This window comes from Microbacterium enclense (assembly GCA_038182865.1).
GTDB lineage: Bacteria > Actinomycetota > Actinomycetes > Actinomycetales > Microbacteriaceae > Microbacterium > Microbacterium enclense_B.
On record CP116226.1, the window covers coordinates 2,495,042 to 2,507,349 of the forward strand.

At 69.4% G+C, this 12,308-nt stretch carries 12 protein-coding genes; 7 read left to right on the forward strand and 5 right to left on the reverse strand.

Annotated features, from left to right (window positions below):
- Positions 1–118: 118 nt before the first annotated feature.
- Entirely contained in the window at positions 119–1,405 is a 1,287-nt protein-coding gene (locus PIR02_11690) for an aspartate kinase (protein ID WZH35437.1), read from the forward strand.
- A gap of 4 nt (positions 1,406–1,409) precedes the next feature.
- Here the strand turns inward: PIR02_11690 and PIR02_11695 are convergent, their stop codons facing one another.
- The 3 genes from PIR02_11695 to PIR02_11705 form a co-directional block, all read right to left on the reverse strand.
- Complete coding sequence (locus PIR02_11695) at positions 1,410–2,180, reverse strand: FCD domain-containing protein (GenBank protein ID WZH35438.1); 771 nt, start codon at positions 2,178–2,180, stop codon at positions 1,410–1,412.
- 79 nt (positions 2,181–2,259) lie between these two features.
- The gene (locus PIR02_11700; protein ID WZH35439.1) at positions 2,260–3,759 is read right to left on the reverse strand and encodes an APC family permease; all 1,500 of its coding nucleotides are present in this window, start codon (positions 3,757–3,759) and stop codon (positions 2,260–2,262) included.
- A 14-nt stretch (positions 3,760–3,773) separates the two neighbouring features.
- A complete protein-coding gene (locus PIR02_11705; GenBank protein WZH35440.1) occupies positions 3,774–4,616 on the reverse strand; it encodes a carbon-nitrogen hydrolase family protein in 843 nt (280 codons plus the stop codon).
- Positions 4,617–4,758: 142 nt separating this feature from the next.
- Between PIR02_11705 and PIR02_11710 the strand changes: the two genes are divergently transcribed.
- The 6 genes from PIR02_11710 to PIR02_11735 all read left to right on the forward strand — a co-directional run bounded on the left by PIR02_11710 (position 4,759) and on the right by PIR02_11735 (position 10,713).
- Positions 4,759–5,829 carry an aspartate-semialdehyde dehydrogenase gene (locus PIR02_11710; protein WZH35441.1) on the forward strand — a complete coding sequence of 357 codons (1,071 nt, stop codon included), beginning with the start codon at positions 4,759–4,761 and terminating at the stop codon, positions 5,827–5,829.
- A 100-nt stretch (positions 5,830–5,929) separates the two neighbouring features.
- Complete coding sequence (locus tag PIR02_11715) at positions 5,930–7,402, forward strand: malate:quinone oxidoreductase (GenBank protein ID WZH35442.1); 1,473 nt, start codon at positions 5,930–5,932, stop codon at positions 7,400–7,402.
- A gap of 4 nt (positions 7,403–7,406) precedes the next feature.
- Positions 7,407–8,012 (forward strand): thymidine kinase, encoded by a 606-nt coding sequence (locus tag PIR02_11720; GenBank protein WZH35443.1) that lies wholly within the window; start codon positions 7,407–7,409, stop codon positions 8,010–8,012.
- Between the two features lie 49 nt (positions 8,013–8,061).
- The gene (galE, locus tag PIR02_11725) at positions 8,062–9,090 is read left to right on the forward strand and encodes a UDP-glucose 4-epimerase GalE (GenBank protein ID WZH35444.1); all 1,029 of its coding nucleotides are present in this window, start codon (positions 8,062–8,064) and stop codon (positions 9,088–9,090) included.
- A 62-nt stretch (positions 9,091–9,152) separates the two neighbouring features.
- Complete coding sequence (locus PIR02_11730; protein WZH35445.1) at positions 9,153–9,881, forward strand: FCD domain-containing protein; 729 nt, start codon at positions 9,153–9,155, stop codon at positions 9,879–9,881.
- A 10-nt stretch (positions 9,882–9,891) separates the two neighbouring features.
- A complete protein-coding gene (locus PIR02_11735) occupies positions 9,892–10,713 on the forward strand; it encodes a siderophore-interacting protein (protein WZH35446.1) in 822 nt (273 codons plus the stop codon).
- 99 nt (positions 10,714–10,812) lie between these two features.
- On the opposite strand, the gene PIR02_11740 is transcribed toward PIR02_11735, so the two are convergent.
- The gene (locus tag PIR02_11740) at positions 10,813–11,592 is read right to left on the reverse strand and encodes an HAD-IIB family hydrolase (protein WZH35447.1); all 780 of its coding nucleotides are present in this window, start codon (positions 11,590–11,592) and stop codon (positions 10,813–10,815) included.
- Between the two features lie 211 nt (positions 11,593–11,803).
- Positions 11,804–12,184 (reverse strand): META domain-containing protein, encoded by a 381-nt coding sequence (locus PIR02_11745; protein ID WZH35448.1) that lies wholly within the window; start codon positions 12,182–12,184, stop codon positions 11,804–11,806.
- Positions 12,185–12,308 lie beyond the last annotated feature (124 nt).

Genomic DNA, 12,308 nt, shown 5'->3' on the forward strand with positions numbered 1-12,308 from the left:
CCGATCCCGCGCATGACGGAGACGGAATGCGCACGCCCCTAAGATGGACCCTCGGGCGCGACATCCGAGCGCCCCGTCGTGGCCCCCCGACGCCCGACCCTCCCGGGAGTTTCCTCAAATGGCGCTGATCGTCCAGAAGTACGGCGGTTCGTCCGTCGCCGACGCCGAGAGCATCAAGCGGGTCGCGAAGCGCATCGTCGACACGCGTCGCGCCGGCCACGAGGTCGTCGTCGCGGTGAGCGCCATGGGCGACACCACCGACGAGCTGCTCGACCTCGCGGGGCAGGTCGCGCCGATCCCCGCCCCGCGGGAGCTCGACATGCTGCTCTCCAGCGGCGAGCGCATCTCGATGGCGTTGCTCGCGATGGCCATCCACTCGATGGGCTTCGAGGCACGCTCGTTCACCGGCAGCCAGGCCGGCATGATCACGGATGCCACCCACGGCGCCGCACGCATCGTCGACGTCACCCCCGTGCGCCTGCGCGAAGCCCTCGACGAGGGCGCGATCGTCATCGTCGCCGGCTTCCAGGGCTTCAACCGCGACACCCGCGACATCACGACCCTCGGCCGCGGCGGCTCGGACACCACCGCGGTCGCGCTCGCGGCGGCGCTCAAGGCCGACGTGTGCGAGATCTACAGCGACGTCGACGGCATCTTCACCGCCGACCCTCGCGTCGTCCCCCTGGCGCGGAAGCTCGACCGCGTCGGCAGCGAAGAGATGCTGGAGCTGGCCGCCAACGGCGCGAAGGTCCTCTACATCCGCGCCGTCGAGTACGCCCGCCGCCACGGCGTGCTGATCCACGCGCGATCCACGTTCAGCTCGGGCGAGGGCACCTGGGTGCTCGACGCTTCGAAGACCTCCTCACTCGTCCCCGAAAGAGAAGCCATGGAAGAGCCCATCGTCGCCGGCGTCGCCACCGACCTCAGCCAGGCCAAGATCACCGTCATCGGCGTGCCCGACGTTCCCGGCAAGGCCGCCGACATCTTCAAGATCGTCGCGAAGTCCGGTGCGAACGTCGACATGATCGTCCAGAACGTCTCCGCTGCCGCCACCGGCCGCACCGACATCTCCTTCACGCTCCCCAAGACCGATGCCACGACCGCCCTCAAGGCGCTCGCCGGGGAGCAGTCCGAGGTCGGGTTCGAGAGCCTCGTGCACGACGACCAGATCGGCAAGCTCTCCGTCGTGGGCGCGGGCATGCGCACGCACTCCGGCGTCTCGGCGACGCTCTTCGAGGCCCTCAGCATGGCGGGCGTCAACATCGAGATGATCTCGACCTCCGAGATCCGCATCTCTGTCGTCGTGCGCGGTGTCGACCTCGCCGAGGCCGCACGTCTGGTGCACACCGCGTACGGTCTGGACGGCGAGGCCGAGGCCACCGTCCACGCCGGCACCGGCCGCTGACCTCTCAGCGCCCGGAGCCGCTCGGCCGCGGAGCGATGAACATCGATTCGCGCAACTCGAGGACGTGCGTGCGCGCCGCGTGGGCCGCTCGCTCCGCGTCGCCGCGCTCGATGGCCTCGACGACCGCGAGGTGCTGCGCATTGCTCTCTCGCAGGTAGGCGATCGGGTAGGGCACGAAGTAGGCGTACAGCGCGTCGGCGACCGCCCGGTGCTGCGCGAGCGCCCACTCCTGCCCCGATGCGGCGGATACGGCGCGGTGGAAGCGGACGTCGGCGGCGTGGAACTCCGTCCAGTCCTCCGCGGCGGTCGCGGCCTCGATCGCCGTGCGAGCCTCTCGCAGGTGGACCGTCGTCGCGGGATCGTCGTGACGCCAGGCCGCCTCGGCCGCGAGGGCGGACTCGATCAGGGCGCGCTCGTTGATCAGCGCCCGTACCGTCGGCGCCTCGTCCCGGAAGCGCTGGACGGCGGGGTCCGCGGCCCAGCGCGTCGGGTCGACGTCGTCGGCGACGAACGTCCCGCCGTGACGACCTCGCTTGCGCACGAGGACGTTCTCTTCCGCGAGCGCACCGAACGCGCGACGGATGGTGGCGACGCTGACGTCGAGGGCCTCCGCGGACCGGGCATCCGACGGGAGGCGGTCGCCGGCTGTGAGCAGGCCCAGCTCGATCGCCAGATACAGTCGGGCCCGCACCGCGTCGAACATCGACAGGGGCGAGACCCCCGACAGCGCCGGCGCGACGAAGTGCTCGTCCGCACCGGCGCTCGTCGGGGTCATCACCCGATCATGTCATTCGGTCGGTACCCGGCGCGGCGCGTCGGGCTGCCGCGTCGGGCTGCCGCGTCCGTCCGACGCGTCAGTCCGACGCGATGTCTCCCCGTTCGAGCTGGGTGATCGCGCCGGTGGGGGTGGCATCCGGGATCTGGATCTCGCCGATACGCCGACGGCCGCCGAGGAGGGCTCCGAACGCTCCCGCCGCGACCGGGATCAGCGCGAGCACGATCGACAGCTCGACGCTGCCGCCGGTGATGAGGGTGAAGTTCGACAGGACCAGCCACAGCGACACCGCCAGACCGACCACCGCGGCGAGCGGAGCCACCACGGCACGACCGATGAGTCTCGATCGCACGCTCGCGTTGCGGCGGAAGAAGACGAACACGGCGATCGAGGTGAGCAGCATCAGCAGGACCATGCCGACGGTGGCCACGCCTGCCATCGAGCCGAAGACGCCGATCAGGGGATCGACGTCGAAGAGGGCGAACGCACCGACGAGGACTGCGGCTGTCACGCTCTGCACGACGGAGGAGAAGGCGGGGGAGTGGTGCGCACCGTGGACGGTGGCGAGGCGACGCGGGAGGACCCCGCGCCCGGCCAGCGTGAACTGATAGCGGGCGATGACGTTGTGGAACGACAGCACGCACGCGAACAGGCTCGTCACCAGCAGAACCTGCACGATGTCTTGGAAGATCGGACCGAGGTAGCGACCGGTGAGGTCGATGAGCATGTTCGCATCGCCCGCGAGGGTGGCCTGGGCCAGCGCGACCGCTCCGGCTCCACCGGCGCCGGTGATGAGCGCCCAGCAGGAGATCGCGTAGAAGACGCCGATGATGATGACGGCGAGGTAGGTGGCGCGCGGGATCGTCCGCGCCGGGTCGCGGGCTTCGTCACGGAAGACCGCGGTCGCCTCGAATCCGATGAATCCCGTCAGCGCGAAGAGCACCGAGACGGCGAGTCCGGGGGAGAACACGTTCTCCGGTGCGAAGGTCGACCAGACGATGCCCTCGGCCCCGCCGGTCGCGAACACCACGGTGTCGAGCACGACGACGACAGCGATCTCCGCGACGAGGGCGATGCCGAGCACGCGCGACGACAGATCGATGTGGCGGTAGCCCAGGAGCGCCACGAGGAGGAGAGCGGCGAAGGCGTACACACCCCAGTGCAGGTCGGGGCCGCCGAAGAAGGTGACGAGTCCGCCGAACGCCCATCCGAGGTACCCGTACACGCCCACCTGGATGGCCGTGTACGCCACCAGAGCCACGAAGGCGGCTCCCAGACCCGCGCGCGGCCCCAGCCCCGCGGCAGCGTACGAGAAGAACGCCCCGGCGTCGCGGACGTACGGTGTCATCGTCACGAACCCGACGGCGAAGACGAGGAGCACCACCGCGGCGAGGATGAATCCGACGGGCGCACCGGCGCCGTTTCCGGCGCCGACCGCGATCGGGACGTTGCCGCCGATCACGGTCAGCGGAGCTGCCGCGGCGATCACCATGAAGACGATCGAGCCGGTGCCCAGGCGGCCTGTCAGTCGCTTCTGCGTGGTCGCGGGCGGAGTGCCGGGCTCAGCGTGTGCGGTCATGTGGATCGTCCTCCTCAGGAAGCGGGATGGTCGGTGGAACGTCGTGACACGGGAAGGTCGGGGCGTCGATCCGCGAGATAGGGATTGCGGGAGCGGGCGCGATCGACGGCGCTCGCGTCGATCGCGGCGAAGAGAAGCTCGTCCTCGGTGGCGCCGGCGTCGGCGAGGACGGATCCGCCGGCGTCCACGATGCTGCTGCGGCCGACGTAGCGCAGGTCGCCCTCGGCGCCGACGCGGTTGGCGTAGGCGATCGCGATCTGGTTCTCCCATGCGCGGACGCGGAGCAGATGTTCCGCGATGAACTCGTAGGGCTCCATCTGCGCGGTGGGCACGATCACGAGATGGGCTCCGGCCAGCGCCAGGGCACGGACGTTCTCGGGGAACTCCACGTCGTAGCAGATGAGCATCGCGAGTCGGACACCGTGGAAGTCGATGACAGGGCCGAGAGAGTCGCCAGGCACGAAGAGCGAGCGATCGAGGGCGCCGAACAGGTGCGTCTTGTCGTAGCGCGAGAGGAGCGCGCCGTCGGCGTCGATGAGCAGGACGCTGTTGGCGATGCCGTCGGCGCGGCGGATCCCCGTGCCCACGGCCACCGCGAGGCCGCCATCGCGCACGGCCTCGCGGATGCGGTCGGGCAGGTCGGCGGTGACCACCTCGTCCAGGCGCTCGCCGATGTTGTAGCCCGTGACGAACATCTCGGGGGTGATCAACAGGTCGGCACCCTGGGCGCGAGCGCGACGGGCTGCATCCGTCAGAGCGCGAAGGTTGCCCGCGACGTCGCCTTCGAGGCCGGCGCTCTGCAGAACGGCGATGCGGAGGGGAGCGGAGGCGGCGGCATCCGCGTTCAAAGTGCTCATTTTGAACACTATAGGGATGGTCGTGTTTCCGCCGTATGACTTTGTTTTGCCGCCATGGTGCGGTCCCCTTCCCCGCCCTGGCGCGGCGGAGTCCGCGAGCGTCGGTAGAATTCCGGAAACCCGAAATGAATGAGGCCCTCGCATGACCCGTATCTCCGACTCCGGAATCTCCCTCGCCGTCGTCGGCGCCACCGGCCAGGTCGGCACCGTCATGCTCGAGATCCTCGCCGAGCGGTCCTTCCCGATTCGCGAGCTCCGCCTGTTCGCTACCGCCCGCTCGGCCGGCAACGCCGTCGAGTTCGGCGGTCACACCGTCATCGTCGAAGACGTCGCCACGGCCGATCCCGCCGGTGTCGAGGTCGCCCTGTTCTCCGCCGGCGCCACGGGCAGCCGTGCCCACGCCCCGCGCTTCGCCGAGGCCGGAGCCCTCGTGATCGACAACTCCAGTGCCTGGAGGATGGACCCCGAGGTGCCCCTCGTCGTGAGCGAGGTCAACCCCCACGCGATCGACCAGGCCGTCAAGGGCATCGTCGCGAACCCCAACTGCACGACCATGGCCGCCATGCCCGTGCTCAAGGTGCTCGACGCCGAGGCCGGCCTCGAGCGCCTCATCGTCAGCACCTACCAGGCGGTGTCCGGCTCGGGTCTCGCGGGCGCCCAGGAACTCCTCGGCCAGGTCGAGGGCGTCCTCGCGCAGGGCGACGTCGAGCGGCTCGTCCGCGACGGCTCGGCGCTCGACTTCCCCCAGCCCGAGAAGTACGTCGCGCCGATCGCGTTCGACGTCATCCCGTTCGCCGGCAACCTCGTCGACGACGGCCTCAACGAGACCGACGAAGAGAAGAAGCTGCGCAACGAGAGCCGCAAGATCCTCGAGCTCCCCGAGCTCCGTGTCGCCGGCACGTGCGTGCGCGTCCCGGTCTTCACCGGCCACTCGCTCAGCATCAACGCCGAGTTCGTCCGCGACATCACGCCCGAGCGTGCGCGGGAGCTGCTGTCCGACGCCCCCGGGGTCCGCCTCGAAGAAGTGCCGACCCCGCTTCAGGCTGCCGGCACCGACCCGAGCTACGTCGGTCGCATCCGCGCCGACCAGTCCGCCCCCGAGGGCAAGGGCCTCGTGCTGTTCATCAGCAACGACAACCTGCGCAAGGGTGCGGCGCTGAACGCGGTGCAGATCGCCGAGATCGTGGCGCAGAAGCTCAGCGCGCGGGTCTGATCCACGGCATCCGGATGCCGGGTGCCGACGTTGTCTCGACATCGAACCGACCGATCTCTCGATGTCGAGAGACCTTCCAGCCCGCGCCTAGAATCGTCGGGTGACTGAAAACGTCGATGTTCTCCTCATCGGTGGCGGCATCATGTCCGCCACTCTCGGCACGCTGCTGAAGGACCTCCAGCCCGATCTGAAGATCGCGGTCTTGGAGCGCCTCAGCGACGTCGCGCAGGAGAGCTCGAACGCGTGGAACAACGCCGGCACCGGTCACGCCGCGCTCTGCGAGCTCAACTACACGCCCGAGGCGAAGGACGGCTCGATCGATCCGGCCAAGGCCGTCACGATCAACGAGCAGTTCCAGCAGAGCCGGCAGCTCTGGGCCTCGCTGGTGGCCGAGGGTGTGCTCGACGAGCCGTCGACCTTCATCAACCCGACCCCGCACATGACGTTCGTGCGCGGCGAGAAAGACGTCGCCTTCCTCCGCAAGCGCTACGAGGTGCTCAGGCAGCAGCCGCTCTTCGCGGGTATCGAGTACACCGAGGACTCCCGGGTCATCAACCAGTGGGCACCCCTGCTCATGCAGAAGCGTCGCAAGGGCGAGCCCTTCGCCGCCACGCGCGTCCCCGCGGGCACCGACGTCGACTTCGGCTCGCTGACCCGCCAGCTCTTCGCGAACCTCCGCGACAAGGGCGTCGACGTCGCCACCAACCACGACGTCAAGAAGCTGAAGAAGCAGAAGGACGGTTCGTGGCAGGTCTCGTACCGTCACGTCATCGGCGGAACCCCCGGCTCGATCAACGCGAAGTTCGTCTTCGTGGGGGCCGGCGGCTGGGCGCTGAAGCTCCTCCAGCGCTCCGGCATCCCCGAGATCAAGGGCTACGGGGTCTTCCCGATCGGCGGGCAGTGGCTGAAGACGTCGAACCCCGCGCTCGTGGCGCAGCACCAGGCCAAGGTCTACTCCCAGGCCTCGGTGGGCGCTCCGCCCATGTCGGTGCCGCACCTCGACACCCGCGTGATCGACGGGGAGTCGTCCCTGCTGTTCGGACCGTTCGCGACCTTCAGCCCCAAGTTCCTCAAGAACGGCTCGATGCTCGACATCGTCACGCAGGTGCGCCCGCACAACCTGCTGCCGATGCTCAAGGTCGCCGTCGACAATCCCGGTCTCATCAAGTACCTCGTCAGTGAGCTGCTGAAGACCCACGCGAAGAAGGTCGACAGCCTTCGCGACTTCATGCCGACCGCCAAGGCCGAGGACTGGGAGCTGCTCGACGCCGGCCAGCGTGCCCAGGTCATGAAGAAGGACAAAGACAAGGGCGGCGTTCTGCAGTTCGGCACCGAGGTCATCACGGCATCCGACCGGTCGATCGCCGGACTCCTGGGCGCCTCCCCGGGGGCGTCGACCGCGGTGTCGATCATGCTCGGCCTCATCAAGACCTGCTTCCCCGAGCGGATGCCGGAGTGGGAGCCGCGCCTGCGCGAGCTCATCCCCAGCTACGGCGAGACGCTCAACACGCACCCCGAGGCAGCCCGCAAGGAGCTGGATGCCACGGCCCAGGCGCTGAGAATCAACCCCTGAGCCCGTGGCGAAGCTGTACTTCCGCTACGGAGCGATGAACTCGGGCAAGTCGACGGCTCTGCTGCAAGCGGCGTACAACTACGAGGAGCGGGGCCAGCGTGTCCTGCTGGCCAAACCCGAGATCGACACCAAGGGCGCCGACCAGATCGACAGCCGCCTCGGTGTGAAGCGCCCTGTCGACTTCCTCGTGGCCGCCGACGATGATCTCCGCGAGGTCTTCCACGCCGCCGCAGGCCACGCTCCCGTGGCCTGCCTCCTGGTCGACGAAGCACAGTTCTTCACTGCCGCGCAGGTCGACGATCTCCTGCGCATCGCGGTACTCGACGGTATTCCGGTGCTCGCCTACGGCATCCGGACCGATTTCCGGACCGAGGCCTTTCCGGGCTCGGCCCGCCTGATGGAGATCGCCCACAGCCTGGAAGAGCTCAAGACCATCTGCCGCTGCGGGCGCAAGGCGATCTTCAACGCCCGTCTCGTCGGCGGGCGGTTCGTGTTCGACGGAGATCAGGTGGCGATCGACGAGGGGCAGATCGAGGGCGAGGTCACCTACGAGTCGATGTGCGCCGCCTGCTATCTCCGAGAGTCCGGCGGGCGGTTGGACGGGCGCTGAGGCCCCGCGGGCGACCAGCGACGCTGTCGCCGAACGATAGCCTGGGACCATGCGCGTCCTCCTCGCCGGCGGTGCCGGTTACATCGGAACCCACACGGCCGTCGCCCTTCTCGACGCCGGTCACGACGTCGTTCTGCTCGACGATCTGTCCGGAACGCATGCGATCGCCGCGGAGCGCGTCGAGCGCATCGCGGGCAAGCCCGCGCCGCTGGCCGTGGGCGACGCCGCCGACGACGCGGTGGTGTCCGCTGTCTTCGACGAGCACGGACCGATCGACGCGATCATCCACCTCGCGGCGTTCAAGGCGGTGGGGGAGTCGACCCAGAAGCCTCTGGAGTATTACTCCAACAACCTCGACACCACTTTCGCGCTCCTGCGCGTGGGGGTGGCCCACGGCATCCGTTCCTTCGTGTTCTCCAGCACCGGCACGGTCTACTCCGACCCGGCCGATCTGCCGTTCACGGAGGAGTCGACGACGAGCATCGATCTCACCAACGCGTACAGCAAGTCCAAGCGCATGAACGAGGTCGTGCTCGCCGATGTGGCCCGCGTGAACCCCGACCTGAACGTCACGGTCCTGCGGTACTTCAACCCCGTGGGTGCCCACCCCTCCGGCCTCATCGGCGAAGACCCCGCCGGCATCCCGAACAACCTCATGCCCTTCGTCTCGCGCGTCGCGATCGGCACGCTCGACGAGGTCGGTGTCTTCGGTGACGACTACGACACCCCCGACGGCACCGGTCTGCGCGACTACATCCACGTCGTCGACCTGGCCGAGGGCCACGTCGCGGCCCTCGAGCAGGCGCAGCCCGGTCACCAGGTGTTCAACCTCGGCACCGGGCGCCCGGTCAGTGTGCTCGAACTCGTCGCGTCCTTCGAGAAGGCGGTGGGTCATGAGCTGCCGAAGCGGATCCTCGACCGGCGCCCGGGCGACGTCGCGGCGACCTACTGCGACCCCTCGAAGGCGGCGGAGGTGCTCGGATGGCGCACGCGCCTCACCATCGACGACGCCTGCCGCGACTACTGGAACTGGCAGACGACGAACCCGGCGGGCTACGCCGCTCCCGCCGACGCCTGACGCACCGCGCGTAGGCTGGTGTGGTCCGGCCACACCGTCACCACCGGACGGACAGGGACACGATGCCGAACGACGCTCCTCGCGCCTGGCAGGTCGTCCTCGAGCGCATCGAGGCCGACCTGCGTGACGGTCGTCTGGTGCCGGGCGATCGGCTGACGCCCGAGCGCGAGCTGGCGACCACCCTCGGCGTCGGTCGGTCCAGCGTGCGGGAGGCGATCCGCGTGCTCGAAGTGCTCGGGGTCGTGCGCACGGCCACCGGGTCAGGACCGACGGCCGGCGCGATGATCGTCACGACCCCCCGCGGAGGACTGGCGGCGTTCCTGCGCCTGCAGGTCGCCGCGAACGGCTTCCCCATCGCCGACGTCGTGCGCACGCGCGTGGTGCTGGAGGGTGACGTCGTCGAGCGCCTGGCATCCGATCCCGAAGCCGACCTCATCGAGGTGCGGGGGATCCTGGATGCCATGGACACCTCCGCCCTCGCGCCCGAGGAGTTCCTCGCCCTCGACGCACGGCTTCACCAGGCCCTTGCGGAGGCCTCGGGCAACGCTGTCGTCGCGGCGATGATGGCGGGGCTGCGCAGTTCGATCGAGTCGTACACACAGCTGGGCGCCGCGCGCATGGCCGACTGGCCCGCGACGGCCGCGCGCCTGCGCGACGAGCATCGCCGCATCGTCGGTGCCGTCGAACGCGGCGAGGGTGCCGAGGCGCGCGATGCCGTGCGCGGACACATCGCCGGATACTTCCGCCAGATCGCCGAGACCGAGACCGACAGCGCGCCCGTGCGCTCGTGAGAGGACTCCCATGACCGACCGCCCCGTCCGACCGCCCCGCCCGCAGCACGTGCTCGAGGTCGTCTCGACCGAGCGCCTGACCCCGCACCTCGTGCGTATCCGCGCCCGTGGCGCCGACCTGTCGGTGTTCCGGGACAGCCCCCACACCGACCGGTACGTGAAGATCACGTTCGTCAAACCCGAGTTGGGACTCGAGCCGCCGTACGATCTGGCAGCCTTGCGCGAGACCCTGGCCCCCGACGACCTCCCCGTCACGCGCACGTACACCGTCCGCGAGGTCGTCGGCGACGAGCTGGCCATCGACTTCGTGGTCCACGGCGACGAGGGACTCGCGGGTCCCTGGGCCGCGCGAGCGCAGCCGGGGGAGCGTCTGGTCGTCTCGTCGCCCGGGGGCGGCTACGCTCCCGACCCCTCGGCGGACTGGCACCTGCTCGCGGGCGACGAATCCGCGATCCCGGCGATCGCCTCCGCCCTCGAGGCGTTGTCGACGGATGCCGTCGGCACCGCGTTCCTCGAGGTGCAGACCCCCGACGAGCAGCTGACCCTCGCCGCCCCCGAGGGCGTCGAGATCGTGTGGCTGCATCGTGGAGCCGCTGTTGCCGGAGCGTCGCGCGTGCTCGTCGAGGCCGTTGCGGGCTGGACCCCGCCCGAGGGACGCGGTCACGTGTTCGTCCACGGAGAGCGCGAGGCCATGAAGGGACTGCGGGATGTGATCCTGGGGCAGTGGGGTCTTGCCCGCGATCAGGTGTCGCTCTCCGGCTACTGGGCGTACGGCCGCACCGAGGACCGCTTCCAGGCCGAGAAACGCGAACCGATCGGTCGGATCCTCTGACGCCGCGCCCCGGTCGGACCGGAACGACAAACGCCGTCTCGAGCGAGGCGCCGCGGAGCGCGGTGGGTCTCGCCCGAGACGGCGTCTCGGGAGGCGGGGTCAGCCATCGGCGCGGGCGGGCAGCGTCGGGATGAGCGCGTCGAGGTAGTCGGCGGTGTCTTCCCATCCGTGAACCGCGTGGCACTCGACGCCCATGGCCAGGACCGGGTAGTCGTTGCCGTCGGGGTCGAGACGGTCGCCGACGAAGAGCATGTCGTCGAGGGGGATGCCGGTGGCCTCGGCCAATTTGCCCATTCCGTAGGCCTTGTCGATGCCGCGGTGGGTGATGTCGACCGAGGTCGAGCCGCCCGAGCGTACCTCGAGGTCGGGGATGCGCGCAGCAACGGCCTCGCGAAGGCTGTTCTTCTTCTCCCCGGTCGGATCCCATGCCATCTTGGCGTCGAGCGGAGCGCTCTGTCCGAGGGCGGAGAACGTGATCTGCGAACCGCGGTCCTCGAGGATCTCGCCCCAGGGCTCGGCCTCCCACAGCCCGAGGCGCTCGGCCTCTTCGCGCACCGCAGCGAGTGCGCGGCTCTTCTCATCGTCGGTGAGGGAGTGCGCGTAGACGGTCCGGATGCCGTCTGCCCCGAGGCGGTAGTACTGGGTCCCGCAGGTCGGCATCAGGTGGAGGTGGTCGAGGAGTTCGGGGCTCGTCTTCGGCAGACGCTCCACCACCTGGGTGCGGAACTGCTGCAGCTGGCCGCCGGAGATGATCGCGACCTCGACGCGCTCCGCGAGGGCGAGCAGAAGATCGCCGATGCGCGGGTCGATGGCGGTCTTGGACGGGGCGAGCGTGTCGTCGAGGTCGAAGGCGACGAGACGGGGCGAGGTGTCGGGCACGGTGCTCCTGCGGGGTGAGGTCAACGGGTGAGGCCGGCCGGACCCCCTGCGATGCGCGGGAGATCGGCATCCGGAAGGACGTCGCGGGCTGCGACCGATTGTAGTCGTGGCGGTCTGGCGGTCCCGTGGGCGCCCCTGCGGGCCCCCGGGGGCGCCTTTCTGCGCACGCTATGGCGCGGTCGTTGCGGCGGACTTACGCGGTGCGGCGGGCTTACGCGGTGCGGGGGAGCGTCCCGATCTGCTCGCCGGCGCGGTCGAAGACCGTGAGGGTGTCGCCCGACACGGTGGCGGTCGCGATGTTGCTCAGCCAGGTGTCGACGTTCAGGCACCCGCGCGCGAGGGCGGGACCCAGGGTGACCACGATCTCGCTGCCGTCGGTCGTGTAGGCGCCGGTCATTCCATTGCAACCGTCGCTGCCTTTGAGGGTGCCGTCGGAAAGCACGAGATGGTGGGCGGACGTGTCACCCCACGTCCCGTCAATGCGCTCGGAAATGCCCGGCGACGATTCCGAGGAAGCGGGAGACGCGCAGGCGGTGAGGGTGAGAGCGGCTGTGAGGCCCGCCATCACGGCGAGGGAGAGGCGGCGGATCATGAAAGTCTTCTCATCTCTCGAAGCAACTTGTAAACCGAGTCATAAAGAACTACCAGGTTGTCGTATGGTAGGCGGGAACGCTGAGAGGTGGGTGGGGGCCCGAACACGGTCTCTTTTCGCGCAC